General features: G+C 62.5%; 21 protein-coding genes and 1 pseudogene. 8 read left to right on the top strand and 14 right to left on the bottom strand.

What is annotated here, in order from left to right:
- Nucleotides 1–238: 238 nt before the first annotated feature.
- Nucleotides 239–520 (bottom strand): annotated as a pseudogene (locus ACZ5WW_RS01025) (RyR domain-containing protein); the annotation flags it as partial.
- 255 nt (nucleotides 521–775) lie between these two features.
- Between ACZ5WW_RS01025 and ACZ5WW_RS01020 the strand changes: the two are divergent.
- A complete protein-coding gene (locus ACZ5WW_RS01020) occupies nucleotides 776–1,381 on the top strand; it encodes an alpha/beta fold hydrolase (protein ID WP_377170300.1) in 606 nt (201 codons plus the stop codon).
- 292 nt (nucleotides 1,382–1,673) lie between these two features.
- Here ACZ5WW_RS01020 and ACZ5WW_RS01015 read toward each other — a convergent pair whose 3' ends face one another.
- The 4 genes from ACZ5WW_RS01015 to ACZ5WW_RS01000 all read right to left on the bottom strand — a co-directional run bounded on the left by ACZ5WW_RS01015 (nucleotide 1,674) and on the right by ACZ5WW_RS01000 (nucleotide 5,317).
- Entirely contained in the window at nucleotides 1,674–2,345 is a 672-nt protein-coding gene (locus ACZ5WW_RS01015; protein ID WP_377170302.1) for a hypothetical protein, read from the bottom strand.
- A gap of 2 nt (nucleotides 2,346–2,347) precedes the next feature.
- On the bottom strand, nucleotides 2,348–3,484 hold the full coding sequence (locus ACZ5WW_RS01010; RefSeq protein ID WP_377170304.1) for a hypothetical protein: 1,137 nt from the start codon (nucleotides 3,482–3,484) through the stop codon (nucleotides 2,348–2,350).
- On the bottom strand, nucleotides 3,481–4,242 hold the full coding sequence (locus tag ACZ5WW_RS01005) for a hypothetical protein (RefSeq protein WP_377170306.1): 762 nt from the start codon (nucleotides 4,240–4,242) through the stop codon (nucleotides 3,481–3,483). The genes ACZ5WW_RS01010 and ACZ5WW_RS01005 overlap by 4 nt, the downstream gene beginning before the upstream one ends.
- A 223-nt stretch (nucleotides 4,243–4,465) precedes the next feature.
- Nucleotides 4,466–5,317 (bottom strand): hypothetical protein, encoded by an 852-nt coding sequence (locus ACZ5WW_RS01000; protein WP_377170309.1) that lies wholly within the window; start codon nucleotides 5,315–5,317, stop codon nucleotides 4,466–4,468.
- A 185-nt stretch (nucleotides 5,318–5,502) separates the two neighbouring features.
- Between ACZ5WW_RS01000 and ACZ5WW_RS00995 the strand changes: the two genes are divergently transcribed.
- The 4 genes from ACZ5WW_RS00995 (at nucleotide 5,503) to ACZ5WW_RS00980 (ending at nucleotide 10,979) form a co-directional block, all read left to right on the top strand.
- Complete coding sequence (locus ACZ5WW_RS00995) at nucleotides 5,503–6,333, top strand: Npun_F0296 family exosortase-dependent surface protein (protein WP_377170311.1); 831 nt, start codon at nucleotides 5,503–5,505, stop codon at nucleotides 6,331–6,333.
- Between the two features lie 431 nt (nucleotides 6,334–6,764).
- Nucleotides 6,765–8,192, top strand: coding sequence for a ParA family protein (locus ACZ5WW_RS00990; protein WP_377170314.1), 1,428 nt, complete (start codon nucleotides 6,765–6,767; stop codon nucleotides 8,190–8,192).
- A gap of 293 nt (nucleotides 8,193–8,485) precedes the next feature.
- A complete protein-coding gene (locus tag ACZ5WW_RS00985) occupies nucleotides 8,486–9,388 on the top strand; it encodes a PGAP-CTERM sorting domain-containing protein (RefSeq protein ID WP_377170316.1) in 903 nt (300 codons plus the stop codon).
- Nucleotides 9,389–9,413: 25 nt separating this feature from the next.
- The gene (locus ACZ5WW_RS00980) at nucleotides 9,414–10,979 is read left to right on the top strand and encodes an exosortase/archaeosortase family protein (protein ID WP_377170318.1); all 1,566 of its coding nucleotides are present in this window, start codon (nucleotides 9,414–9,416) and stop codon (nucleotides 10,977–10,979) included.
- Nucleotides 10,980–11,080: 101 nt separating this feature from the next.
- Here ACZ5WW_RS00980 and ACZ5WW_RS00975 read toward each other — a convergent pair whose 3' ends face one another.
- The 5 genes from ACZ5WW_RS00975 to ACZ5WW_RS00955 form a co-directional block, all read right to left on the bottom strand.
- Nucleotides 11,081–12,535 (bottom strand): DUF1501 domain-containing protein, encoded by a 1,455-nt coding sequence (locus ACZ5WW_RS00975; protein ID WP_377170320.1) that lies wholly within the window; start codon nucleotides 12,533–12,535, stop codon nucleotides 11,081–11,083.
- A gap of 381 nt (nucleotides 12,536–12,916) precedes the next feature.
- Nucleotides 12,917–13,546 (bottom strand): hypothetical protein, encoded by a 630-nt coding sequence (locus tag ACZ5WW_RS00970; protein WP_377170322.1) that lies wholly within the window; start codon nucleotides 13,544–13,546, stop codon nucleotides 12,917–12,919.
- Between the two features lie 340 nt (nucleotides 13,547–13,886).
- Complete coding sequence (locus tag ACZ5WW_RS00965; RefSeq protein ID WP_377170324.1) at nucleotides 13,887–15,083, bottom strand: SGNH/GDSL hydrolase family protein; 1,197 nt, start codon at nucleotides 15,081–15,083, stop codon at nucleotides 13,887–13,889.
- A 471-nt stretch (nucleotides 15,084–15,554) separates the two neighbouring features.
- Nucleotides 15,555–15,692 (bottom strand): hypothetical protein, encoded by a 138-nt coding sequence (locus ACZ5WW_RS00960; protein WP_377170328.1) that lies wholly within the window; start codon nucleotides 15,690–15,692, stop codon nucleotides 15,555–15,557.
- 17 nt (nucleotides 15,693–15,709) lie between these two features.
- Nucleotides 15,710–16,210 carry a hypothetical protein gene (locus tag ACZ5WW_RS00955; RefSeq protein WP_377170330.1) on the bottom strand — a complete coding sequence of 167 codons (501 nt, stop codon included), beginning with the start codon at nucleotides 16,208–16,210 and terminating at the stop codon, nucleotides 15,710–15,712.
- A gap of 450 nt (nucleotides 16,211–16,660) precedes the next feature.
- On the opposite strand from ACZ5WW_RS00955, the gene ACZ5WW_RS00950 reads away from it, so the two are divergent.
- Nucleotides 16,661–17,668: an efflux RND transporter periplasmic adaptor subunit gene (locus ACZ5WW_RS00950; RefSeq protein ID WP_377170333.1), complete on the top strand. Its 1,008-nt coding sequence runs from the start codon at nucleotides 16,661–16,663 to the stop codon at nucleotides 17,666–17,668.
- A 389-nt stretch (nucleotides 17,669–18,057) separates the two neighbouring features.
- Here ACZ5WW_RS00950 and ACZ5WW_RS00945 read toward each other — a convergent pair whose 3' ends face one another.
- The 3 genes from ACZ5WW_RS00945 to ACZ5WW_RS00935 form a co-directional block, all read right to left on the bottom strand.
- Complete coding sequence (locus ACZ5WW_RS00945) at nucleotides 18,058–18,510, bottom strand: RES family NAD+ phosphorylase (protein ID WP_377170335.1); 453 nt, start codon at nucleotides 18,508–18,510, stop codon at nucleotides 18,058–18,060.
- Nucleotides 18,507–19,004: a type II RES/Xre toxin-antitoxin system antitoxin gene (parS, locus tag ACZ5WW_RS00940; RefSeq protein ID WP_377170337.1), complete on the bottom strand. Its 498-nt coding sequence runs from the start codon at nucleotides 19,002–19,004 to the stop codon at nucleotides 18,507–18,509. The genes ACZ5WW_RS00945 and parS overlap by 4 nt, the downstream gene beginning before the upstream one ends.
- A gap of 73 nt (nucleotides 19,005–19,077) precedes the next feature.
- Nucleotides 19,078–20,109: a lipid A deacylase LpxR family protein gene (locus tag ACZ5WW_RS00935; RefSeq protein ID WP_377170339.1), complete on the bottom strand. Its 1,032-nt coding sequence runs from the start codon at nucleotides 20,107–20,109 to the stop codon at nucleotides 19,078–19,080.
- Nucleotides 20,110–20,363: 254 nt separating this feature from the next.
- On the opposite strand from ACZ5WW_RS00935, the gene ACZ5WW_RS00930 reads away from it, so the two are divergent.
- Together ACZ5WW_RS00930 and ACZ5WW_RS00925 are read left to right on the top strand one after the other, a co-directional pair.
- On the top strand, nucleotides 20,364–21,746 hold the full coding sequence (locus ACZ5WW_RS00930; protein ID WP_377170341.1) for a tetratricopeptide repeat protein: 1,383 nt from the start codon (nucleotides 20,364–20,366) through the stop codon (nucleotides 21,744–21,746).
- Nucleotides 21,747–21,783: 37 nt separating this feature from the next.
- A complete protein-coding gene (locus ACZ5WW_RS00925; protein WP_377170343.1) occupies nucleotides 21,784–23,742 on the top strand; it encodes a tetratricopeptide repeat protein in 1,959 nt (652 codons plus the stop codon).
- A gap of 725 nt (nucleotides 23,743–24,467) precedes the next feature.
- Here the strand turns inward: ACZ5WW_RS00925 and ACZ5WW_RS00920 are convergent.
- Nucleotides 24,468–25,148: a response regulator gene (locus ACZ5WW_RS00920; protein WP_377170345.1), complete on the bottom strand. Its 681-nt coding sequence runs from the start codon at nucleotides 25,146–25,148 to the stop codon at nucleotides 24,468–24,470.
- Nucleotides 25,149–25,151 lie beyond the last annotated feature (3 nt).

Genomic DNA, 25,151 nt, shown 5'->3' with positions numbered 1-25,151 from the left:
CGTCTTCTTTCTGCCAGGCGGGGAAGACGGTGGCCTGAAACTCCTGGAGGGCGGCCCGGGCGCGCTGGATCTGGGGAGGGTGCTTTTCGAGCCAGTCGATCTCGGGCTGGTCGTCCATGTCAAAGGTCCAGGAGCGGGGGCCGCCGCTGCGGGCGTCGGTGGCGCACTGGCTGAGGTAGTCGTCCCAGGCGGCGAGGGCCTGGGTGCCTTCGATGGTGAACTGGCCGTCTCCGGGCTCGATGCGGTGGCCGAGCTTCAGGATGGTCTTGAGGGTGCCGACGGCGGTGTGGCGGTCGAACTCCTTTTCGGAGTCGGGGAGCTGCTCGTAGGGGACGAGGCAGGGGTGCTCCTTTTTGGCGTCGTCGCGCTGGGGGCCGTACGTCCAGCCCTGGGCGATGCGCTCCTGGGCCCAGATTTCATGGATGTTTTTCGCGAGCTGCTCATTGAGCCCCGTGAGCTGGTCTGTGAGCACGACATTGGCGGTGTCGAGGGGGGCGGGTGTGTAGGGGCTGGCGGACATGCGTGCGGGGGGCTTCCATGCGAACGGCGCAGGGCAGAATGAGCGAGCGGGGCCGCGATTGGCAAGCGGGATTCTTACAATCTCGGCTGGGATTGGGGGTGCGTACGTAGGCGGCTCCCCTGCCCTGCCTGCTTTGTGCAGGCGGGTGTGGAGGTGCCCCGGACCTGTGGCCCGCAGGCTGAAACGAAGTGCGCTGGGTGGCTTCTTTTGCAGTGGTGTTTGCGGGGGCGCGGCAGCCTGCTTAGGATATGGGGAATGATGAGCGGCGGGGCACAGACTTTTTTTCTTCCGGGTGCGGGTGGCAGTGCGGCTTTCTGGAGGCCGGTGGCGGAGCTGGCGCGGCTGGAGGGGGTGTTCTTTGCGTGGCCGGGTCTGGGCGCCGAGCCTGCGGAGCCGGGGGTGCGTGGGATGGATGATCTGGTGCAGCGTGTGCTGGAGCGGATGAACGCGCCGCCGGTGGATCTGGTGGCGCAGTCGATGGGCGGTGTGGTGGCGCTGAAGGTGGCGCTGGCGGCGCCGGACCGTGTGCGGCGTCTGGTGCTGGCGGTGACCTCCGGCGGGGTGCCGGTGGCGGGTCTGGGCGGGGCGGACTGGCGGCCGGAGTACTTCGCGGCCTTCCCGCAGGCGGCGTCATGGATCGCGGAGCCGGTGGAGGATTTGTCGGAGAAAATCCGCACGCTTCAGGTGCCGACGCTGCTGCTGTGGGGCGGGCGCGATGAGATCAGCCCCGTGGCCGTGGGCGAGCGCCTGCGCGACCTGCTGCCCGATGCGCGGCTCTGTGTGATGCCGGAGGCCGGGCATGACCTGGCGCAGACGCATGCGGAGTGGGTGGCGCGGGAGGTGGTGGGGTTTCTGGGGTAGGGTCAAGCAAGACATCCGTTCTCCCTGCGGCTGTGCCCGAGGATGCGGATGTTATACCATATGCAGTTGGAAACAGGGCCGCCCTTTGGGATGAAGCGTGCGGATCCTAAAAAAGGGCGGACTTTGCGGAGCTGAGGGACCAGGATGCCCCCCTCCTCCAGAGCTTCGCCGCACGAAGTCCTGGCACCTCAAATCCACCCCAGGTTTCTACTTTCCGAAGCGATAGCAGATCGCTTTACAGCGGCTGTAGATATTATGATGCTCGTGGTACGGCAGCACCCGTACCGGCTTTTTACATTTCAGGTTTTAGCAGCGTCTTTTCAAGTCTGTCCACAATAGACCTAAACTTGTCCAATGTGCCTTTGATACGTGCCTGATCCATTTGAACAAGCATTCCTTTTTCCTGCAATTCCTGGGAATCCTTCACATGCTCTGAAACTTGCTCGAGAAGCGCACGGGAAACAAACATCATATCAGGCCAGTGGAGCATATCGGACCACAAGGCACGGTTTTGGTCATTATTAATGGTTACTTTGACCACCGGAAGATACGGCGGCTTTTTTCCCATCAAGAATGGAGTGAATGACACCTCCCCTACTGAGACAACAGCATCACTGTCATTTTTTCCATCAGCCTCGATCAACTGCCTCAAATTTTTACGAGCCTCGTAAAAAGCGGGCAGCGAGGTCAATGAACCGATTTCATCCCTGTAGATTTGATGAATAGCTTCGATAAGCTCATCACTCAGAGGGAGAGGAATCTCTCGTTTCATCAAAACCATGTAATTTGATGCCTCGACAAGGTGCGCAATAATGAGCATCTGAGAAGGCACTTTACCGAGGATCTCCTCGCTCGTGACAGCAGCGTCTTTAGCCACCTGAGCAACCAGCTGAAGCTGTTGCTCATCCTTGATACCAAGAACCTTAAAGACTTCCTTGCGAACTTCCGGTGAAATAGCGCTCATTATTAAAAATTAACCATTTTGGACCGCTGATTTAACACATCAAATTGTGCGCCAGGTCGCCGCCTTGATGGTGGATTGATTGGAAGTTTAATGTCATTCAATGCAGTGGCACGATATGCCTCACGCGAATGTAACATAATCCCACTGTTTTCGTAGTGATGGGTATGGCCAGACAGGTTATTGTAAACTTTGTCATCTCTCGTCATTTTTCTAGTTTGACGCCGCTCAGGTCTAATTATGGTAGAGATAGAATCCTCCGAAGGTACTGCGGGCTGATAATATGCATGACTACACCACCAATCTGCAATAAACATCATCCCCTGCATCAATTGCAGATCCTCATCATAAACCAAAACCTTGCAATTTAAAATAGCTTCAAGATTAAGCACCAAATCCTTGACGCTTTCATTTTTGGAAAGCTCCAACTCTTTGACAGCCTGCTTACCAAGCCCTGCTTGAATGACCAGAGTTGCCAACTGTTCAATGGCCGCCGTATTCGATGGCTCCTTGGAGAGCAGAGCGGCTGTGAGCAAACGAATGTTGGTGGGCCACTTGTCTTGCAGCCTTCTTTTTAGCAGCTCAAGCCAATGCCTGGACATTGTCGTGAAAGATTCAATCTCCAGCAGCCGACGAAATGCCAGCGCAGCGGTCTGAGCTTTTCCAAGGAGTTTGTTCCACAGCACAAGGTCAGGTTCGCCTGTTTCAGAATAACCGGTAGCGGCCGCAGCAATTTCTGGCAACGCAGAATGCGCCAGAACAGGGGCCATTAGACATGCCTCCAAGAGCATTCGGGCATCTTTACGCAACTCTTCTGGTTTTACTGCGCTGATGATCTCCGCCCAATATTTCGCTTTTTCCGTGTGTTGAGGGATGACGATACCTTCCACCCACTCCTCCTGGATAGCGCGACGCACATTTTTCAAAGCTTCGATCACACCGTTTCTTTTCGCTGGTGTGAGAACATCCTGATTCAGGCCGAAAACGGCCGCCACTGCCTCGTGGGGACGCTCAATCTCCTTGCCTTGGTAGAGAAGCGGCATGCCATCCTCTCCATCAAGGCGCTGCTGCACCCAGATGTTTAGCTCCTCAGCTGGCTTGGCAGCCACCACGGAACGAAGTGTATCGGAAGGATGTGTCATGGACTCAGCAGTTTAACGTCAAAATTCATTACGCTGCAACTCTCATGAACGGCTTCCGGAAATCCCGGACCTGAACCTGAGGTCAAAGGCTCCGTAGCACCAAAGGCCACGCTGCAAGGATTTCGGGGCCGAAACTGGTCATTGTCAATGCCATCCAAGGCGCTGGGCACATGCAGCGACACCGTAGAAGGAAGTGACGATCGATCGTATTGAATTTCCACGCAGCAGCCACCTCCCGTGATTTGTGCGTAATGAGCTTTCAGCCCTAATCGATCCATCAAATCTGAAGCCGTGGCCCTGACCGCATCCAACGCTGGAGACTGCTCTGTCACCCAGACTAAAAGTTGAAAATCAACCGAGGCACTCGTGGCAGCCTCATCGAGAAGCTCCTGAATCTGAGTGCTGGTGGCGGAGTCCAAAGCGGCTCGTGTCAGCCCGGTAGAGGCGAGATCCAAAGCTGGGAACATGTCTGGCAGTTTCGTAGGGAGAGTGAAACGCACCAATCTGTCAAAATGACCAGCAGCCACCAGATTTCTCTTTCGATTGAGGCTGGGAGACTGCCAGATGGAATTTCGTGCAGCTTTCCAAGCAGCAGAGGAGTCGGTTGGAGTCCCTGCACTTTCAACTCGTCGCCAAAACTCCTCTTCAGTTGCTGGATCTATGCACGCCTCGTCTTGAAGATTCTGAAGAATTTGCGAAGTCTCAGGGGACGTCTTCATCGCATCTGCCCATTGATTCAAATGTGAGGGGACGATCATGGCTGTAATTGTAACCGGGGAAAGCGATGACTGTTTATCAGGAGAGCGAGCTTTTTTCTTTCAATATTGATCTAATTTAAGTCATTCACCATATGCAAGCATGTCGATGTGAAGACGCCAGCCAATTCGGAAAAGAACGACCATGTGCCATTCTACTTTGCGATGAAGACTCAGACTGTGTCCCCGTTGCGGCGCAACGAAGCTACTTTGCAGTCAACCAGCCTCAAGGCTGACCGGGGGCGGGCGGTGGTGCGGAAGGTGGTGGCGTTGTTTGCGGCGTGGCGGGGGGCTCGGACTTGCGGGCGGCTTCGATTTTTTTGCGGTATTCCAGGGCGCCTTCGGGGCTGAGGGCGCAGAGGGGCTCCGGGCCGATGCCGGTGGCGATGAGATAGACGGTGACGATGGTGTCTGCACTCACGGGGAGGCTGGCGGGCAGGAGGCGCAGGGTGGGGCCGAGGGTGAAGGTCTGATCCGGGACGGGCTGCTCGACGAGCTCGGGCTTGCCCTGCGGGGTGAGCTTGTAGCGCTCGTATTTGCCGCGCCTGGAGGTGAGCCGGACGGGGAGCTTGTCGGTGGGGAGGACGTCGACGAGCAGGGCGTCTTCGCTGCGGCGGACGCTGCGGATGTAGCAGCGCAGGGGGGCGCTGCGGATGCGCTGGAGCTCCTGGGCGTCTGCCTCCTCCTTTTCGCGGAGGGCGGCGGCCTGGGCTTTTTGGTCGGCCTGGGTGATGATGTCCTGGGTGCGCTGGCGCTGGCGCTCCTTGAGGAGGAGGGATTCGTTTTTGGGGTCGTAGCCGAAGAGCTCGCGGAGCTCGGGCTGGAGCTCTGAGAGGGGGACGGTGGCGGCGCCGGCGGCATGGGTGAAGCGGAGCTCGAGGGCGTCAAAGCGGGTGACTTTGACGTCCTTGTACGTGACGCCGCGGGTGGTGGTGAGGGTGGGAAAGCTGAGGGGCTCTGAGGCGCGGACGCAGGCGTGGCCGAGCAGGAGTGCGATGAGCATGACCAGCGCGAGGTGGGCGCGGTGATGACGCTGCCATGCCCCCCTGGAGGCGACGGTGGGCGCTGCGTGCGGCATGGGGCTGTGGCGGTGGGTTTGTACCACGGGCGGAGTGTAACGTGGCTGCGGGTTTTTGGGTAGGGAAAAGTGGGGGCTGGATGCTGGGTGCTGGGGTGTGAGGGGCGGCTCCCGTACCCTGCTTTGCCCCCCTGCATCTGTGGGGGTTTTCGAGTGGGGATGCGGAGGGCAAGGATGGTGGCCTCATGAAATCTACTTTGCTTTCCATCATGCTTCTCACCACGGCGCTGCCTGCGGGGGCGGAGCTCATCGTCACCTACGCGGAAGATCCAAACTTGAACCTCTCCTCGCTGGCCAACACGAATGTGTTCACGTTTGACCAGCTGAAGACGGGGGTGAACAAAAATGTGTCCTGGAGTGGTGTGGGCAGCTTCAACCAGCTGTATGTGAAGGGTGCGGATGTGTACGGCGGCGCGGCGGACGCGGCAAACCCCAACGGCACCAAGTACTCGCTGCAGGGCGCGGGCACGGGGGTGCTGAGCAGCACGCTGACGCTGGAGAAGAGCTCGTCCTACTTTGGCATGTGGTGGTCTGCGGGGGACCCATACAACAAGCTGGACTTTTACCAGGGCTCGCAGCTGGTGGGCTCCTTTACGACGGCGAGCCTGCTGGGCCTGCTGCCGGACACGTATTTTGGCAATCCCAAAGACCGCTCTCTGGATGCGGGCGAGCCGTTTGCGTTCATCAATTTTTTTGGCGATCCGAAGACGGCGTGGGACAAGATCGTGCTCTCGAACAACAACTCCTCGGGCTTTGAGTCTGACAACTACACGACGCGTGTGACGGCGTGGAACCCGCTGGTGGACGGGGCGCTGCCGGGCGTGCCGGTGGCGCTGGTGAGCGGGACGACGACGACGAAGGCGACGAAGGAGTCGCTGGCGGGGACGCCCTGGAGCCTGGGACAGAGCCCGGTGGGCGCGGCTCCCGGCGCGCCTGCGCCGCCGGTGACGCTGCTGGCGGCTTTTGCCGGGGTGCTGGCGCTGCGCCAGGTGCGGGCAAAGCGCCGCACGGCGTGAGTGGCAGAGGGCTGCGAAATGCGGCGTGACTTTGCGTGGCAGGTGCCTCCGGGTGCCTGCCACGTTGTGTCAGGGGCTACCATGATGGGCGAAGCCGGGACGATGGGTGGAGCTGCGGGGCGAGTGATGAGGGGGCTTTCACGCGCAGCCTCTCGACTTGCAGGCTCTGCCCCTTTCTCCAAATCTGAAATCTGAGAAGCCTATCGTGACCAGACGCACGCGTGTAGTGATTAAAACCCGTTTGAAAACGAGCCATGGAGCCGGCTGTCGTTGCAATGGCTGCCATGGAAGGTCGAAACCAGCAGCAAATGTCCATGATGATAATTTAGCACATTCAATTTAATTCATGCACTTAGCTTTTTTGACTTATTTTAAAATTGACATGCTGACATGCAGGAGAGTGACTTGTAAAACCTGGATTGTTTTTCGTTATGCACCTGCTAAAAATTTGTCTCACTCTTTTTGTCATCATAATCCTTGGATCGACAGCCTATTGCCAACAAGCGGCACCTCCGGCTTCGCTTTCAAAAGAGTCTGCCGCAGGACAAGCCGGGACAAACCCGCCAGAATCAGCACAACAGGGGACAAGCATTACCAGCATAATCACCGCCGCCGCTGCGATTTTTGGGATTTTTGCCGGAGCTCTTGGCAACGGATGGTTCAGGGTGATGTTGGATAACAAAAGAACTCGGTTAAAAAAATCGCAGCGTGATGCCAAACGCAAGACGCTAGTGGACCGCCTGCTCATAACTTTGGCAGAGCAGCTGGTCCATGCCAAGGAACCTCCGGATTTTACCAAGCTAAATGAGTATCTGGAAAAAAGGCGGGAAAAGTATCTGGAAAAACATCCGGCACCTTTGCTGCCCCCCGGCAAGGCTCCGGTAAAAATCATTGTCCTGGCCAGCGGCAAAGGAGGCGTTGGCAAATCATCCATCGCGCTCGGCTTGCTGGAGTATTTTTCCGCCAAGGGGCACACAGTGCTGCTGGATTTTGACATGCCAAACAGAGGCCTCACTTCTCTCTTCGGACACCGGCTCAAGTCGCCGGAACACAAAGGGACCACCACTGTATTGAAACAGCTTGAGCACTTTATTCTGTCACAAGACCCTGCCGAAACTGAGTCCGAAAAAAAGCCTCCCAGCAGGCCTGAGCTAAAACTATTTGCGGTGGCTTCGGATGATATGGAGCAAGATCCACCAGCGCGTGACGAAGTTCGTAAAAATCAGCTGGCGATTTTTCGTGAACACGCCTGGTTTATGCCGAGCATAGCCGTGCCAGACATGTTTCTCAGCTCCAGGGTGTTCACTGCGAACGAAATGGAAGTGGAGCAGTTTATCAAACGACTTGCGCTTGAGTTAACCGCAGTGCAGCCGGTCGCTACAGTAATCGTGGACTGTCATGGAGCCCACGATCTGTTCATGGTCGGCGCCATTCAGGCTGCCACTGATCTGATTGTAACCATGACCCCAGAGCCGGGCAGCTTTGACGGTACGTTTGATCTCCTGGCCTATGCAATGAGACCCCCTCTGAATGGGAAACCCGCGGTCAGGCCTCAGACCACAAGTCTCATTGTCAACAATGTTGCTGAATGGCAGCAGGAGGCCGCCCAAAAACTCGAACAGTTTTTTGATGGCTCGAGTGACGAGCCATCAGAAAATTCGTCCCTGATACGGCCCACTTTTGTGAAGGCCATTGAGTCTGATGATGCCATCAGAAATGTGATGGGCGACTATAAACTTGGAGCTGTAAGCCAGACACCACTCTGGAAAACGATCTGCGAGATAGCGAACAAAATCAGTCCGCCACAGGCTTATGTGCCGCGCGCGCAACAGGCTGCCCGCCCAGCCCCCCCCAAGTGAAAGTCCATTTTGTCGGCGTGCAGGGGCACGGACATGGCCAAGCGGGTAACAGGCTCCGCAGGCCGGCTCTCAAACAGGCGAGCAGCGCATGCTGAGCACAAAACGGCGCAGGCTGCCCTTTTAGCTTGGCACTGCTATGTTCACGGGTGACTGCATGTCCCCTGCAGGCTCTGCCAATATACAGACTGTGGCCGTCTGATAAGGGGGGCAATGGCTCGATGCCACCCGCCGTCGCACCCCCTGCATCTGTGGGGGTTTTCCAAAACGCCTACTGAAGCGATGATCGAGGCCTTATGAAACCCACACTGCTGTCTGTCATTCTAATCGCCACAAGCCTGCCATCCTTCGCGGATGACAATGCCTCACTAAAAAACTCCGCCGAGGCTGCTGTGCAGTCCAAGGAGTCGGATGACAAGCAAAAGGCTGAAGAGGTGAAGAAGGCTGAGGAGGCGAAGGCTGAGGCAGCCAAGGCTGAGGATGAGGCGCAGAAGGGCGAGGAGAGCCGGGTCGCGGCGATGAAGGCTGTGGATGACTCCAAGGCGGCGGCTGCAAAGGCGGCGGATGATGCCAGGAAGGCCGAGGAGAACCGGATCTCCGCCACAAAAGCTGCGGATGATGCCAAGCAGGCGGCTGCAAAGGCGGCGGACATCGCCAAGGAAACTGCGTCGAGAGCTGCGGATGACGCCAAGAAGGCCGAAGAAGCCAGGGCCGCGGCAGAGAAGTCCCCAAATGACGCCAAGAAGGCCACCGAGGCCAAGGAGGCGGCAGCCCTGGCTGCAGATGACGCCAAGAAGGCCGATGAGGCGAAGATCGCCGCTGGTCAGGCTGCGGACAATGCGAAGAAGGCCGAGGACGCCCGGGGCGCGGCGACGAAGGCGGCGGACGACGCCAAGGCGGCGGTCTCCAGGGCTGAGGACGCCGTCAAGGTGGCGTCCGCGAAGGCTGAGGATGCGGCCCGGCGTGCCTACGAGCTGAAGCTGGCTGCCACGAAGGCGGAGGAGTACGCCGGGCAGATGGCAGCCGCGGCGGGCCTGGGCTATCAGTCAGGCACCGGCGCGGGGGCTGGCTCCGGTGCAACCTCGGGCCTGTCCGCAGTGGGTGCTGCGCCGGGTGCGCCGGCTCCGCCGGTGACGCTGCTGGCGGCCTTTGGCGGTGTGGTCGCGCTGCGCCAGATGCGGGGCAAGCGGAAGAAGTAAGAAGGAAGTGCTCCTGCCCGCTGCCATGATGAATTTCCGACTTTCAGCTTCAAGTGTGCGCACGGCCTTTGCCGCGGCGGTGGTGGCGGGTGCGGTGCACCTGGCGCAGTCGCGGGATGTGGTGGTGGATTTCACCCGGCCTCTGGTGCTGGCGGTGCTGCACTGGCTGGGCATCGCGGCGGCGGACGGCGGCGAGGAGCTGCGAGTGGGCAGGCTGCTGGTGCCGTGGACGCGGGACTGCGCGGGGATAAACCTGCTGCTCATTTTGCTGGCGCTGGCGGTGTGGGTGAACCGCAAGGAGACGCGGGCGTGGCGCTTCTGGCTGTGCCTGGCGGGCATGGTGCCGGCGGCGGCGGTGGCCAATGTGCTGCGGGTGCTGACGCTGCTGGGATACCGCACGCTGGCATATCCTGGTGTGGAGAGCCCGCAGACGCATTACTTCATCGGGTTCATCTGGCTGGTGCCGTTTGTGACGCTGATCATGCCGCGTGACGCGCGGCGGCTGGGGTCGCGGCTGATGGAGACGCTGCATGCGGCGGCGGTGGTGGCGCTGCTGGCGCCGCTGGCGGGCACGCCGAATGCGCTGCTGCTGACGCTGGCGGCGGTGGCGGGCCTGGCGCAGTGCCGCGTGGCGGAGACGCTGAGCCGCGCAGGTGCAGGGCTGCTGGCCGCGTGGGTGGCGGCGGGGGCGTGCATCGCGCTGGTGGGGATGGAGTCTTTCTGGCTGCCGTGGCTGCTGCTGTGCCCGCTGATGGTGCGGCGGGAGTGGGCCATGAGCGTGCCGGGCCTGGCCTGCGTGGCCTGCACACAGTCGGTGCTGGTGATGCAGCCGTGGTCCTGGGCGGTGGCAGCCGCAGGGCTGGCCTGGGCGTGGTATTTTGAGGAGAAGGCGGCGGGTGGGGAGGGTGCGCAGGCTGAGGAGAAGGCGCTGGGTGAAGAGAATAGGTCCTATACGGCCCATACGACCTATGATGGGCGCTCTGAGCAGGCTGCGGGTGGCGCTGAGGCCCATGTGCCTGCGGAAGCTGCTGCACCTGCGCCGCCGGTAAACTGGGGGCGCTGGGGGTGGGTGGCGCAGGGGGCATTTTTTGCGTGCCTGACGCTGCCGTTTCTGGCGTCCACGGTGCTGGCGCTGGGCCGGGTGTCGTGGGAGCCGCCTGCGGGTGTGGTGTCCCGGTGCCTTTCGCCCCACTGCTACGAGGTGCGGCTGCGCGGCCAGCCGGAGGAGATCGGGCTGGCGTGCTACAGCTCTGCCAGCCGCGACCGCCACCACACGCTGGCGGTGTGCCTGAAATATCGCGGCGTGGAGCTGCAGGAGGTGGCGGACTGCCCGCAGGTGATGACGGACGGGAAGAACTGGTTTCGCGAATTTTTCATGCAGGAGGGCCAGATGCTGGGCAGCTACGCGGCCTACGTGCGCAGCACCTTCTACCCCTGGCGCGATCCGGGCGTACACCTGATCTTTGTCTGCCCCTGCAAGGCCCGGAGCGCGGCGGATTTCAACGCGGCGTGCGAGGGCCTGTCGCGGGAGTTTGATGCGGAGGTGAAGAGCAGCGACGCGGCGCGGGTGGCGGTGGTGCGGGGAGAGTGAAAAGGGGTAAGTAAAAAGGAAAAAGGGAGGCAGCAGTGTGGGCGCTGTAATTTTGTCAATAATTTGCACACTGACCCCGTTTTTCCGAACTCCGCATCCGCTCAAAACAACTCACGGATCGCCCGGCCGCCGTCGGACAGGGGCACGGCGACGCCGTTGGGCCTTGCGAGGCGCTGGTTCTCGCTGAAACCGAGTTTGCGGTAGATCGTTTCGGCGTAGTCGTAGGGCGTGTAGAGGGCATCGGTCACATCGCCGCCTTCGCGGTCGGTGGCGCCGATGACGGCACCGCCGGGACAGCCGGCACCGGCAAAAGCGATGGACATGGCACGCGCCCAGTGATCCCGCCCGCCGTTCTTGTTCATGCGCGGGGTGCGGCCCATCTCGGTGACGAAACACACGAGCGTTTCGGCCAGCAGGCCGCGCTCGTGCATGTCTTCGATCAGCGCGCTGAAGGAGCGGTCCAGGCTGGGCATCATGACCGGATGCGGCAGGCCGTAGCGCTCCTGATTGCTGCTGCCCTGCGGGCCGCCGCAGGGGCCGTTGTTGTAGATGCCTTCGTGATGATCCCAGTTGAGGAACACACCGCCCGGCTGGCCGATGCCGGGGCGCTTCACGTGCTCCGGCGGCTGGATGCACGTGACGGTGACAAAGCGCACGCCGGACTCGATCAACCGCCGCCCGAGCAGGTAGCAGCTGCCGCGATGATCGCGCCCGTAGCGGTCGCGTGTTTTGGCGGACTCGCGCGAAAGATCAAACGCGTGCTTCGCTTCATCGCTCGTGAGCAGATCCAGCGCATGCTTGGTGTGCCCCTTCATCAGCTGCCCGGCGGTCGATTGCGCAATGGCACCGTCATCGAGCGACTCCAGCAGGCGGAAGCGCTCGAGCAGCCGTTCGCGCCCCAGCCCTGCCTGCAGCTCCAGGGAGCGCACCTTCCACGCGGGATCGCTGAGGTCTTCGCCGAGCTGCTTGGTGCCCAGCTTCCACGGCGCGCGGCTGGCGGGCAGAAAGCCGGTGCTGGTGACGGCATTGGGCATGTTGATGCCGGGGCAAAAGATGTAGCCCGGCATCTCGGGCCGCTCCGTGCCCATGAGCTCCGTGACCACCGCGCCGATGTCGGGAAAGTCGAAGGCGTTGGTGTTGCGGTAGCCTTTGAAAAACTCCTGGCAGCACTCCTTGTGCCCCGCCGTGGGTGCGGAGGTCATCGAGCGCACGACGGCGAGCCGATGCGCCTGCTTGGCCGTGAGCGGCATGAGCTCGGAGAAATGCGTGCCCGGCACGCTCGTGGGGATCGGCTTGAAGGGCGAACGGTGATCCAGCAGCGCGTCGGGTTTCGGATCAAACGAGTCCATCTGGCTGATGCCGCCCTCCTCATAGATGACGAGCACGCGCTTCGCCTGCCCGGGCTGCACGGCGCCGCTCGCATTGCCCGCCCTCGCCTGCAAAGCCAGCCACTCCGGCAGCCCCAGCCCGAGGACGCCCGCCGACATCGACTTCAAAAGCCGCCGCCGATCGGGACTGAGCACCGGAGCGCTGCGCTGCTGCAACCAGAGGTTCATGGTGGGAGATCTACAGCGGCAGAGCGGGGGTTGTTGCAAAACGGGGACGGATTTCGTGGTGGGAAGGAAGCGGGTGAGTGATGCGCGGGCGTGGGGAGGTGCGTGGGGAGTGGGGGGGGGGCAGATCTGTGGGTGAAGAAAGAGGTGCGAGGTGTGAATGGCCGTTGGTTAAGCGCGTGGGGGCGTTCGTTTTTGCGCCTCCTGCAGGGTCCTTTGAGTTCTGCTAAAGAAGGCGCTCCAAGGACTCGTTGGCCTGCCGCGCTCATTTCTCGACCCGCTCCCTTCAATGTGTGCCATGCGTGGCAGGCACGAATGGCACTTGGATCGGTGAGCCTGCGACAGTGTGACCGGAGGCGCATTTCACTCCGGGAGCCTAGCCGGTCACTTGCGTGGCTGCGGCGGCAAAAAGCTGACTCTCCCGGGAAACTCTTGGGCGGCGATCTTTTCAATAAAATCCTGCTTCACTTCTTCGACATCTTCCCCATGCACCACTTTCCACCACGTTTTCGCCAACAGGCTCTCGCGCGCCCAATAGTTGTCCGGCTTAAAGACAGAAAGCACCTCCACGTCTTGGTCATGCAGCCAGAGGTTTTGAATGGCGAGCTTGAGCGGGTAAGCGTGAGGCTCGATCTCCTGCAGCGTTTCACCGTCTTTTCCACTGTAGAACCTGATCACAATCTCTCTGGGAATATGGGTTCGATCCAGCGAGATGGCATACCACCGCTGCTCGCGGAACTGCACGGTGAAGACGCGTTCGTCGCGAATGGATTTCCAATGACTGCGATGCCCATCAAGACGAAAGGTTCCGGCACAAGAGATGGTCCCACCTCCAAAAGAAATGATATGAGGGTGCCCCCAGAAACGCCACTCAAAGTACGTGAAACGAGCCGTTCCAAGCCTGCCATCTTCAATGGTGAATTCCTCGTCCCAGGCTGTTCGATCAAAACAGGCCCATAGCAACAGCCCCACCGGCAGGAAGAGGAGCAGGCTGTATTTGATCCATTTGTTCATACTTTCATTTGGACGGCTCGATTAAGTGCCATTCATCCCTGGCAAGAATGGCACTCAGTTAAGAGCATGCATCTCGAATTGAAGCGTTGCAGGCGGAAAGATTCCTAGAGCGCAGACCTCCTGAGTCCGCAGCTGGCCGCCTGCACGCAGCGTGTGTGGTTGAAGTCAGAACAGCGGAATCACGAGCGCTTTGGGAATGAGCGAGCGATGGCGTCAGGGACGATTCATAATCGCGTGTGCTTGCGGCGTGCTGCGGGCTCGGAGGCCCGCGCTCCTGAAGCGTTTTCTTTGGCAGAACACGATTGGCCTTTCGGGAGGCGCAAATCACGATGCAGGTTGGTCACTTCCCCACCTTCTCCATCTGCTTGGCCAGTCGTTCTGCCATCTGGGCGAAGCCTTGGTCGTTGGGGTGGACGGCGACGGAGTCGAAGAGCTTGGGGTCGTGGTCGATGAGGGCGGGGCCTTCGATGAGGTGCATATTCGGGTCCTGGCGCGAGGCGACGAGGTCGCGGGCGGCCTGGCGGTAGGCTTCGAGATCGGTGGTGGCGGTCTTGGGGCTCCAGGAAGGGGGCACGTAAAGAGTGGTGATGAAGTAGATGGGCACGGTGGGCTGCACGGCGCGGATGGCATCGAAGAAGCCGCTCATGTTTTTGCGGTAGCGCTCCACGGGGCCGCCGCCCTGCCAGTCGTTCACGCCCATGAGCACGTTGATGACGTCGGCCTTGAGGGTTTTGAGGACGTGGGCGTCCACCACGTTGGAGGCGCGGCCGCCGAGGCCGAGATTGATGAGCTGCCAGCCCATCTTTTGAGCTACCAGATACGGGTAGGTTTTGTCGATGGCGCTGGCGGTGAAGCCGTGCGTGACGGAGTCGCCATAGGCGACGTAGCGCACGGCGGGTGGCGCGGGCGGTGGCTGCATCTGGGCGGTAAGATTGACATCCGCGCTCAGGAACTCGACCGAGTCGCCGTAGGGGAGGACGATCTCGTAGTCGTGGAATCCGGGAGTGGTGGGGGCGGGCATCTGAATCCCCACGTATTCGACGCCGCGCTTGGGCGTGGTGGCCTTCGTTTTGAAGGTCCAGCCCGGCTGGGTGACACCATCGATGAGGTAGATGCCGTTGCTGTTGCGGGCGCTGGCGGAGGTGTGGAGCTCATTGAAGCGGAGCAGCGCCCCGACGCGGGTGGCATCGGTGCGGAAGCGGATGCGCGCGCCGGGATTATCCCAGCGGTAGCCTTTGCCCGGGATGTCGAGCAGGCGGTCAAAGCGGGCGAACTTGGTGGTGCGCGGCTCCGCACCCGCCAGCCCAAACTCTCTCAACTCAGTCGATATGAGCTCCATGTGAACGTAGCCGGAGTAGCCGATGCTGGGATCATCTGCCGCGATGACGCGTGAAGTGTCCGTCTCCGCCTGCACGGCCGGCGGCGCGCTGAGGAGGCTGAGGGAAACGAGGAGGCAGGTGCAGCGAAAGAGATGGCACAGGGAGAAACGGGAGAGGCGGCGGCGTGGCTGGAATGCGGGAGGCTGGAGGCTGGTCATGGGCTGAAGGGTTGGCTGCTGAAGGGTGGCGTCAACATGCAGATGCAAGCCGCCGTGATACGCCGGGACGAAGGCCGCAGCCGTCATGCCGGGGAGAGGCTGCTTGTCTCCCCTGCCCCAAGGCGGGTGGTGCGGGGAGGTCCCGCGTACGGGTGAGGACGAGGAGGGAGCCAGCGAGGACGGCACCCCAGACGGTGGCGAAAAGGAAGACGGGCGGCGGTCAGCGGAGGTGTTTGAAAAGGTACACCGCACAGACTCCGATGACGAGGATGGGAGCGAGGCATCGGGCAGCCATGAAGAGCAGCCAGCAACCCGCGCTTTGATGACGGCGGCTCACGAATGGCATGGCGAGGACATCGCCAAGGAACATGATCAAAACAGCGGGCGCGCTGAGCACGAAAAACAAGCAGGTCCACAGGCGCAGCGGCTGCGAAGGTGGCGCCGATGGCTTGGGCCTGGGCGTACGCGGTGTCATTTCAGCCGGTGAAGCACGAGGGCGGTGAGCACGCTGATGACCAGGATCTGGATGACGGTGGCGACGATGTCCTCCAGCGGCACGCCTCCTTTGGGAGGTCTGTATTCCGGGGGCTGGCGCGGGGTGTCCGGCATGGTGGTGGAGCGCCGCCTCACTTCTGCGGCTGCATGGCGTTGACGAAGAGGTCCACATTCAGGCGGGGGCCGGCGTCGGTAATGCTGAGGTCGGAGCGGTTGATCTTGCCGGTGACGGTGATCTCCTTGCCTTCCTTGAGCTTGGGCATGACGCCATCGGGGTCGGTGTAAACATGCACCCAGGCCCAGACGAGGATGGTGTCTCCGCCGCGCTTGAAGGTGTCCTGCAGCGCAAGGCGCCAGCCGGTGATGCCGCGCTCCGGAAAGGGCCAGACTTCGATGCTGGTGATCTTGCCTTTGTAGGTGCCGTCCTTGCCGTGCTCCTTGAGCGTGAGCTTCTGGGAGATCTCCTTGGCGACTTCCAGTTTCTTGGTGCCGGAGAGCTTGAGGATGTCCTTGGAGGGGATGTCCTTGAGCATGTCTTTGAACTCGCGCACGCCGCCAGGGGCATCTGCAGCACGGGTGGCGGCGGCAGTCAGGCAGAGCAGCGAAATGAGAAGGAGGAGGCTGTGTTTCATGGCGGGGTGGTGCTGGGAGGTGCGGTCTGAACAACCAATACGGCAGGACGGACTTCGGCACATTCGCATTCTTAAACCGATGTCGCCACCTGTATTAATGACGGCTTTTAATGAAAAACAAAGACACAGGCAAGCCAAGAAACCGGACCGGCTGACACTCAAAAGCAGAGACACCCTGCCCACGCCACGCCATGCGCCTATGGCTACTAAAGGATTTGGCAGATGCCAGCCACCTGTGAAAAGGCATCGGCCGCGTGGGCAGCAGCGCAAACGCCTAGCGTGAGTGAACTCTTCAGCATGTCCGACATAGGCCATGGACTTACCCTATGCGTCTTGTTATTCCAGTTATAGAACCACTTACTCTCAACCCTGCCATTTTGCCTATTTTGAGGCCTGCACACTTTGTGCATTTTACTTTGGAGTTATCCGTCACAGTATCCTGTCTCTATCATGAGATACACAGACCACTCCACCATGAGCCGTCGTTTGGGAGATGCCAGGGTCCGGAGGGTGAAAGGGTGGTGCGGGATGAATGCCGGGGCCCCTGCCCTGTGTGCGGGACTGCTGGCAGCAGTGCTGCTGTGCAGCTGCGACCACGCGGAGCCGAAGCTGGTGCTGAGCAAGCCCCTCGTGCAGGACACGGTGATCACGCGCACTTATGCAGGCCAGGTCAAGTCCGGCAGGCGGATGGAGATACGCGCCGAGTCACGCGGCTACCTGGAGGTGGTGAATGCACGCGAGGGGCAGAACCTGAAAAAGGGAGAGCCGATGTTCAAGATCGTGCAGCATGCGCCGGGCGCGGCGAAAAGCACGGAGCCGGAGGCCGCGGTGATCGCAGCCCCCTTTGACGGACGGATGAGCCTGCTCCGTAAAAACGGCGGCAGCCCGGTGCGCGAGGGAGACCTGCTGACGACGCTGTCTGACAACCGAGAGATGGAGGTGGACTTCAACATGCCGGAGGCGCAGTACCAGGAATACGCAGCCGCCACGCCCGCAGGAGAGCGGCTGAGCGTGAGACTGCTGCTGGCAAATGGCCGGCTGTTTGAACCGGCAGGCCAGATGAAGCTGGAAAAAACGGAGCTGAACACCCGCACGGGCACGCTGCCGCAGCATGCGGTGTTTCCCAATCCGGGCGATCTGCTGCGGCACGGAGAGTCTGGCAACGTGCAGCTGCGGGAGACGATCAAGAACGCCGTGCTGGTGCCGCGGCAGGCCACGCTGGAGATCGCAGAGCACCGCTATGTGCACGTGGTGGCCAAGGATGGCATGGTGCGCCAGCGTCGGGTCAGCATCTCCAACGAACTGCAGGATTTCTACGTGGTGACAGAGGGCGTGGGCGCAGATGAAACGATCGTCTTTGAAGGCACTGAGCAAGTGCATGACGGAGACAAGGCCTGGACCGGCGTGTTTGAAGAACCCGCCAAGGCCTATGCAAACCTGAAGCACAAGGCGGAGTAAGCCAGCATGGCAGCGGAGGGAACCGCAGTCCGCTGCCGCCCCCCCCTGCCCCTCCACTCTTTACAGACCGCCAAACCAGCGCTCGATGGTTTTGTCCCGGGCAAGGGCCGCAGTCAGGACCATGCAAAGGCCAAACACCCCCACAAAAAGGCGGGACAAAAAGTCGAGCTCTATTCGGACAAATGCTGAGCACAAAATAAACATAGCACCCATGACACCACCGATTATTCGTAGTATAATCACGCTGCAAAATGAATCATTTTGCTAAATTGAGCAAACCTTTTTAACACCCCACCCCCACAAATCAGCGCCAGGCGCAGGCCTGCAGGAAGGCGCGCAAGTGCCCACGCAGCAGGGCCGCCGACGCCGGAAAAAGGCCGCCGCGGCCATCAGAGCAAACGGGGATCAAACGCAAAAGGCTCGGCCACACCGAAGGAGATGGCCGCGAAGTCAGGATGCGCAGGATTGAGCAGGAAGTTGGACTCCCCAGGAATGATGGCGCTGGGCACCTCCAGCACTGCGGAGCGCCGCTGCGCTGCCCAGAGATCTCCCAGCCCCCGCGTGGACGGCGGAGCCGGCATGTCATTCCACCCCGGAGGAAGGGCGGAAACCTTTTCCACCAGCGCCGCGTCAAACCCCACCGAAATGATGACGTAGGAAAAGAGCACCGGAGGATTGAGGTGCACGAGAGACTCCAGCGCCGCCAGCGCCTTCGAGCCGCTGGTGTACACGAGGCTCACCCCGGCGGAATTCCACCGCCCGCCGTAGAGCCGCGCCCCCTCGCCGCTGAAGGCAGAGGCGGCATGCTTTGCCTTCACAATGCGCCAGGCCTGCAGCTTCATGAGTAAACACCGTATTCAATGCGGCCCAGCAGGTCCTCCACTTCACGGGCACCCACCTCCGTCTCCGCATACTCCAGAGGCACCGCCCCGCCCAGCCCCCGCTGCGGCGCACTCAGCCAGGCACGCGCATTCTCCCGGGACTCCATCACCTCCACCGCCTTGCCCAGCAGCCGGGCAAACCGCACCACACGGTCAGACTCCGCCGGGTCCAGCCTGCCCGCCGCCATGCGCCGGTGCAGCGTGGCCTTGGAGATCCCCAGCATGGGCACCAGCCGCTCCATCGGGAGATCCAGGCTGCTGCGCAAATCATGCAGCTCCTGCACCGGCAGGCCGCATTTCAGAGACTGGATGAGCCCCGCCGTCGTGAACTCCCGCGACACACGCCTTTCCTCAGGCCCCTGCACCAGGTAGGCCACGACGCCCCCCCTGCGTGTGTCCACCCCGCTGCGGTAAGTCGCAGCCACCTCCCGGACGATGTTTTCTTCTATTCTCATATGAGACTATCATTCATCTCATTTGAAACAAGTCAAGGCCAAAGTCCCTCATCCCGTTGATTGCAGCCAGGCGCTAAAACGTCCAGTTCAGCGACACCGTGCCAAAGACCTGGGGCGCGATCTGCGCGCTGAACTCCTTGGTGCGGTAGACCAGGGCATAGGCCAGCTTGGTGTTGCGCCAGTTGATCACAAACCCAGCGCTGAGATCCGCCACAAACACATTGTGCCCCACCGAAGGGCTGCTGCCAAAAGTGTTGCCATCGAGAAAAATGTTGTGCGCCACAGCCCGGCCATCCACCCGGGCAAACAGGTGAAACCCCAGTGGAAACCACCCGCGGTCAGCCCCCAGCGCACCATCGACAGGCGTGGCAGCCGCAGAAGACGGGCCGATGCTCGGCGTCCCATAGTCATCCGGCAGATTCAGCCCGATGCGGAACTCCCCGCCCACATTGGCGTAGTCCTTCACATTCCCCGCCGTCGCACCCGCATGCGGCAGCAGCTCCCACTCCAGGCCGCTGCGCTTCACCAGGTGCGGCCAGCGCCACACGCGCTCGTAAGCCAGCGTGATGCCGATCTCATTGTGCAGCTGGTTGTCCCAGCCGTTGGGGTGGTCAAAGCCGCGCACGTCATGCACATAGCGCTGCGCCTCCTGCGCCAGGGACCAGGAGCCCACCACCCCGATGTCCATCACCAAAATGTTGCGCACACGGTCCGTCTTCCATACGACCCCGTTGGAAACATAAAGCCAGCCGGCGTAGGGGCGGTCTGTGGGCGAGGGCGTGAAAGTCTCCGTGTCGTCCGGCGTGTAAATGTCCTGCCCGATGGAGTGGATGACGTTCTTCTGGTAGTTTGTGTCATGGACGCCCGGCAGCAGGTCAAAAAGCGGCAGCAGCATGCTGGCGTGCGGCGTGCCGCTGAGGTGCGAGAGATCCCGCGAGGTCCAGCTGATCTTCACACCGCTGGTGTAGTAGCGGTCCGTGCCGGCAAAGGCGTCGTTTTCGACGTAGATGCCCAGGGTGCCCGCAGTCGTGGGAGCCTCCGCGCGGCCCCGAGCCGGAGCCAGCAGCAGCAGAGCGGTGGAGAGCGTGGAAAAAATGAGTTTCATGAGTGGTGCGTGAGATGAGCGTGCGGAGCCGGCACAGAGCCGGAGCTCACCGCCTCCCTTATCCAGTCAGAGAATCTGCCAAAGCCCGGTACAGTCACTCAGACGGCAGATTTGCCAAGAACAAAGCGCGGCCCGGCACCAGCGCCCCTCGGAGAGCAGCGGGGCCATGGGAGGCGCTTTCCGCAGAATGCGACTTGCCACGGGCCTGAGTCCTTCATTTAATCCCGGTGCCTACCACGCACCGCGCGCCCGCCATGAAGCCCACCCTGCCCTGTCTCCTGCTGCTGGCCACCCTGAGCACGTGGGCGCTGGCGGCGGAGGCCGACGCCCGCACCTATGCGGCAGTGCTGGCGCTGCGCGAGGCGGGCCGCCATGCCGAGGCGGAGCAGGCCGCGCTGGCCCTGGTGCAGGCGGCGGCCCGGGCCCACGGCGCGGAGGCACGGGAGACGCTGCGCGCACGGCTGCTGCAGGCGGAGATCATCCGCAAGCTGGCGCGGGACGCCGAGGCGGAGACGCTGCTGCAAAAGCTGCTGCCGGAGGTGCGGCGTGTCCTGGGCGCGGAGGACCGCGAGACGCTGCGCTGCGAGTCGGCACTGATCGCGGCGCGCGGCAGCCAGGGACAGTTTGCGCAGGCGGCGGAAAAGCTGCTGCCGCTGATCGCCACGGAGACGCGGGTGCTCGGCGCGGAGGATGCGGAGACGCTGCTGTCGCGCCGGCGGCTGGGCGCGGCGCTGCTCAGCCTGGGAAAGCTGCCCGAGGCGGAAAAGGAAAACCGCGCGGTGCTGGAGCTCTGCACGCGCGTGCACGGCGCCGCACACCGCGAGACGCTGGAGACCCGGCTGGCGGTGGCAGAGGTGCTGCTGCGCCAGGGCCGGGACGCGGAGTGCCAGGCCATGCTGCAAACGCTGCTGCCCGAGCTCACACGCGTGTGCGGTGCGGGAGACAGGTACACGCTGCGCTGCGGCACGGGCATCGTACATACCATGATCTCCCAGGACCACATGGCCGAGGCGGAGGCGCTCACGCGCAGCCTGCTGCCCGAGCTCACACGGCACCTGGGACCCGAGAACGACCAGACCCTGTGGCTGCGCAGCACGCTGACCGTCATCCTGGCGCGCCAGGCAAAGTGGGCGGAGGCCGAGGCGGGCCTGCGCGAGCTGCTGCCGGTGATGACGCGGGTGCGGGGCGCGGAGCACGCAGACACGCTGCGCTGCCAGAACGACCTCATCGGGGCGCAGATCGCGCAGGAAAAATACACCGCGGTGGAGGAGCCGCTGCGCCAGATCATCGCGCTGCAGACACGGGTGTCCGGCGCGGAGACGGAGGCCACGCTGGCCTCGCGCATTTCCCTGGCCGTGCTGCTTTCCCGCCTGGAGAGGCATGAGGATGCCGAAAAAGAGTACCTGCAGGTGCTGCCAGCGTGCGAGCGCACGTTTGGCGCGCAGGCCGCCAACACGCTGATGACCTGCCACAATCTGGCCCAGTGCCTGATGCAGCAGGACAAGATACCCGAGGCGCTGAGCTACGCACGACGAGCACACGCCGGCTACCTCAAGACGCTGGGCAAGGACGCGCCGGCCACGGAGGCCGCAGGAAACCTCGTCAAACACCTGGCGGCGCTGGGCACCAAAGCCTGAGCCTGCCCTCCCCTTTTTTTCACTCCTCCGCCCTGCCATGAAGCCGCTCCTCGTCTGCCTGCTGCTGCTGTCCACCGCGCCCGGCCATGCGGCGCAGAAGGCGCAGGAGATCGGGAAAAAGGGCCGCGAGCCGCTGCCGCTGCTGAAGGAGGAAGGCCCGGTGCTGGAGGGGGAAAAGGCGGCGCAGGCGCTGGTGGAGACACGCACCCAAACCCTTGGGCCGGAGGACAAGGAGACGCTGCGCGCACGCCTCAAGCTGGCGGAGGTGATCCTGGAGCAGGACCGCGCCGCCGAGGCGGAGGCCCGGCTGCAGGAGCTGCTGCCGGTGGCCGTGCGTGTCTTTGGCGCAGAGCAGCGCGAGGCGCTGGCCTGCGAGGCGGCCCTGCTCTCCGCACGCGCGGCCGCCGGAAAAAACGCGGAGACGGAGCCGGACTACCAGCGGCTGGCAGCCACGGCGCAGCGTGTGCTGGGCGCGGCGGATGCGCTGACGCTGCAGGTGCGCTGGCGCTTTTCCGGCGTGCTCTACGCCCTGGGAAAAAGCACGGAGGCGGCCAGGGAACACCGCGAGGCGCTGAACCTCAGCCAGGGCAAGGTGCCCCTGAAGGACCGCAAGCCCCTGGACACCCAGACGGCCAAGGCGCTGAAGACGCGGATGGACAAAAAATACGGCGAGGCCGGGCTGCTGTGGCAGAAGATCCTGCCCATCCAGACGCGCCTCTTTGGCCCCGAGCACCCGGAGACGCTGAAGGCGCGCGTGGAACTGGCGGAAAATGTGGAGGCGCAGGGCTGGGGCCCGGAGGCGGAGCAGCGGCTGCGCGCCGTGCTGCCCGTGCAGCAGCGCGTGCTGGGCGCGCTGCACCCGGACACCCTGGGCACCTGCGGCATCCTGGCCGCATGCCTGCGGGCGCAGAACCGCCCGCAGGAGGCGCTGCCCTACGCGCGGCGCGCGCAGGAGGGCTTTCAGCGGCTGTTTGGCCCGGAGCACATGGACACCCGGCTCTACCAGCAGCTGGTAGACTCCCTGACACGGGCCGCGCCCAAGGATGCCCCCTTCAAAGACCGCCCGGTGGCCACGGTGGACGGCGTGCCCATCCTGGCCACAGACGTGCACATGATGATCAAGACCGGCGTGGCGGAGTTTCAGCAGCTGCACCCCGGCGAGCCCGAAAAGCTGGAGGCTGAGACGCAGAAGCTCAAACGCACGGCGCTGGACACGCTCATCGACCAGCAGCTGCTGGCCAGCGAGCTGGCCCACGTGGGCGTGACGGTGAACCCCACGCTGCTGGAGCAGGACTTCAAGGCCATGGTCAAAAACTCCGCGCAGGGAGACAGCGCCGCCTTTGAGGCGGAGCTGGCGCGCGACGGCCTGACGCTGGAGAAGCTGCGCGTGGCACGCCAGCGCATGATCTACAGCACCGCCATGCGCGTGCACATCGCCAGCATGGTGAAGGCGACGGACGAGGAGGTGCGCGCCTTTTATGAGAAAAACCGCACGCTGTGGGACAGCCCGGAGGAGGTGAAGCTGTACTCGCTGACCATCCCCGAAACGCTGCACCAGAGCGATGCGGCCACGCGCGCACGCATCGAGGCGCTGCGCGAAAAGATCGCCAAAGGGGCGAGCTTTCCCGTGATCGCGCGTGCGGAGAGCAAGGACAGCCATGCCGAGGACGGCGGCGCCTGGGGCTGGACGCCCGTGACGAGCCTGAGCCCGAAGGTGCGCGCCGCTGTGGCGAAGATGAAAAAGGGCTCGATCAGCCCCATCATCGAAGAGCCGGGGCTGTTCATCCTCATCGGCGTGGAGGAGCGCCGCACGCCACCGCCACCGCCGTTTGAAAAAGTCAAAGAGCAGGTGGCCGCACGCCTGAAGAACGACCTGACGAACGAGCGGATCGCCAAGACGCTGGTGCGCCTGCGTGCCGCCGCCGAGATCCAAAAGCTGGAGCCCGTGGCGGAGGCCGGGAAGCCACGCGCCCGCAAGAGCGAAACGAGCCTCTGAGCACCGCCGGGCCGCAGCAGCCAGCGGCGCACACCTGTGCCCGAAGCGTGTGCGCAGGGGCCTATGCCGCCGCGCCCAAGGCCGTGCGTTCCTTGTGCAAACACGCGCCGTGTGCGGGCATCAGGATGATCCCCCCTCCGGCGCTCGATGTGCTCGCAATGCGCAGCGCTTGCGCACTCCCAGCGCCTCCGGCGGAGAGGGATCGTCCCGATCCCTCACGTGCTCGCAGCTTCCAGCGTGTGCACATTGCGCCGAGCCCAAGGCAGTGCGTTCCTTGTGCAAAGACGCGCCGTGTGTGGGGATCAGGATGATCCCCCTCCGGCGCTCGATGTGCTCGCAATGCGCAGCGCTTGCGCACTCCCAGCGCCTCCGGCGGAGAGGGATCGTCCCGATCCCTCGCGTGCTCGCAGCTTCCAGCGTGTGCACATTGCGCCGCGCCCCAGCTCGTGTGTTCATTGTGCAAAGACGCGCTGTGTGCGGGGATCAGGATGATCCCCCTCCGGCGCTCGATGTGCTCGCAATGCGCAGCGCTTGCGCACTCCCAGCGCCTCCGGCGGAGAGGGATCGTCCCGATCCCTCGCGTGCTCGCAGCTTCCAGCGTGTGCACATTGCGCCGCGCCCAAGGCCGTGTGTTCATTGTGCTAAGACGCGCTGTGTGTGGGGATCAGGATGATCCCCCTCCGGCTCCTGGGCTCGCGCATTCCACACGCTCACCGCTCACAGCCCTACTCCGGCTTCATCTGTGCCAGCACTTCCAGGGCCTCGGCCTTTGAATTGACGTGCAGCTTCTGGTAGATCTTTTTCATGTGCACGCGCACGGTCTCGTGGCTGAGGCCCATGATGGCGCCCACCTCCTTGGCGTTGCCGTGTTTGGACATCTGCTGCAGCACCTCGCGCTCCCGCAGCGTGAGGCTGCGCAGCGAGCTCTTCTTGCGCGCCGGCGAAGCGGACGCATGGCGAAATTCAGCCATCAGCATCTGCGCGATCACCGGGCTGAGGCTCACGCCATCCTGGATGATCTGCCTCAGCCGCTCCGCAAACACCCCGGGGTCCGCCGTTTTCACCAGGTAGCCCGAGGCACCGCTGCGGATGGCCGCAAACACATGTTCCGGTGCGCTGGAGGAGGTCAGCATCACACACAGCGGCGGATCGGGGAGCTTGTGCAGGTTCGCGATCAGCTCCACCCCGCTCAGCCCCGGCAGTTCCAGGTCGATAAACATGAGGTCCACCTCCAGAAAGCGCCGGTCCGCCACCATCGCCTCCGCGCTCTCCCAGGCCTGCACCAGCTCCACCTCCGGCGTTTTCTTCAGCAGGCCCGTGAGGTAGGCCCGGTAAACCGGGTCGTCCTCCACCAGCGCGATCCTCATGGGACCGTTGCCTGACCGACGTGTGGCTTTGTTTCTCATGTT

This window comes from Prosthecobacter fluviatilis (assembly GCF_055388355.1).
The sequence above is the reverse complement of the archived record's forward strand: the minus strand, read 5'-3'. Positions and strand labels throughout refer to the sequence as shown.

Bases quoted from the DNA above. Each gene is read 5' to 3' on its own strand.
- ACZ5WW_RS01020 (WP_377170300.1), top strand. From the start codon at position 776: ATGATGAGCGGCGGGGCACAGACTTTTTTTCTTCCGGGTGCGGGTGGC.
- ACZ5WW_RS01015 (WP_377170302.1), bottom strand. From the start codon at position 2,345: ATGAGCGCTATTTCACCGGAAGTTCGCAAGGAAGTCTTTAAGGTTCTT.
- ACZ5WW_RS01010 (WP_377170304.1), bottom strand. From the start codon at position 3,484: ATGACACATCCTTCCGATACACTTCGTTCCGTGGTGGCTGCCAAGCCA.
- ACZ5WW_RS01005 (WP_377170306.1), bottom strand. From the start codon at position 4,242: ATGATCGTCCCCTCACATTTGAATCAATGGGCAGATGCGATGAAGACG.
- ACZ5WW_RS01000 (WP_377170309.1), bottom strand. From the start codon at position 5,317: ATGCCGCACGCAGCGCCCACCGTCGCCTCCAGGGGGGCATGGCAGCGT.
- ACZ5WW_RS00995 (WP_377170311.1), top strand. From the start codon at position 5,503: ATGAAATCTACTTTGCTTTCCATCATGCTTCTCACCACGGCGCTGCCT.
- ACZ5WW_RS00990 (WP_377170314.1), top strand. From the start codon at position 6,765: ATGCACCTGCTAAAAATTTGTCTCACTCTTTTTGTCATCATAATCCTT.
- ACZ5WW_RS00985 (WP_377170316.1), top strand. From the start codon at position 8,486: ATGAAACCCACACTGCTGTCTGTCATTCTAATCGCCACAAGCCTGCCA.
- ACZ5WW_RS00980 (WP_377170318.1), top strand. From the start codon at position 9,414: ATGATGAATTTCCGACTTTCAGCTTCAAGTGTGCGCACGGCCTTTGCC.
- ACZ5WW_RS00975 (WP_377170320.1), bottom strand. From the start codon at position 12,535: ATGAACCTCTGGTTGCAGCAGCGCAGCGCTCCGGTGCTCAGTCCCGAT.
- ACZ5WW_RS00970 (WP_377170322.1), bottom strand. From the start codon at position 13,546: ATGAACAAATGGATCAAATACAGCCTGCTCCTCTTCCTGCCGGTGGGG.
- ACZ5WW_RS00965 (WP_377170324.1), bottom strand. From the start codon at position 15,083: ATGACCAGCCTCCAGCCTCCCGCATTCCAGCCACGCCGCCGCCTCTCC.
- ACZ5WW_RS00960 (WP_377170328.1), bottom strand. From the start codon at position 15,692: ATGCCGGACACCCCGCGCCAGCCCCCGGAATACAGACCTCCCAAAGGA.
- ACZ5WW_RS00955 (WP_377170330.1), bottom strand. From the start codon at position 16,210: ATGAAACACAGCCTCCTCCTTCTCATTTCGCTGCTCTGCCTGACTGCC.
- ACZ5WW_RS00950 (WP_377170333.1), top strand. From the start codon at position 16,661: ATGAGATACACAGACCACTCCACCATGAGCCGTCGTTTGGGAGATGCC.
- ACZ5WW_RS00945 (WP_377170335.1), bottom strand. From the start codon at position 18,510: ATGAAGCTGCAGGCCTGGCGCATTGTGAAGGCAAAGCATGCCGCCTCT.
- parS (WP_377170337.1), bottom strand. From the start codon at position 19,004: ATGAGAATAGAAGAAAACATCGTCCGGGAGGTGGCTGCGACTTACCGC.
- ACZ5WW_RS00935 (WP_377170339.1), bottom strand. From the start codon at position 20,109: ATGAAACTCATTTTTTCCACGCTCTCCACCGCTCTGCTGCTGCTGGCT.
- ACZ5WW_RS00930 (WP_377170341.1), top strand. From the start codon at position 20,364: ATGAAGCCCACCCTGCCCTGTCTCCTGCTGCTGGCCACCCTGAGCACG.
- ACZ5WW_RS00925 (WP_377170343.1), top strand. From the start codon at position 21,784: ATGAAGCCGCTCCTCGTCTGCCTGCTGCTGCTGTCCACCGCGCCCGGC.
- ACZ5WW_RS00920 (WP_377170345.1), bottom strand. From the start codon at position 25,148: ATGAGAAACAAAGCCACACGTCGGTCAGGCAACGGTCCCATGAGGATC.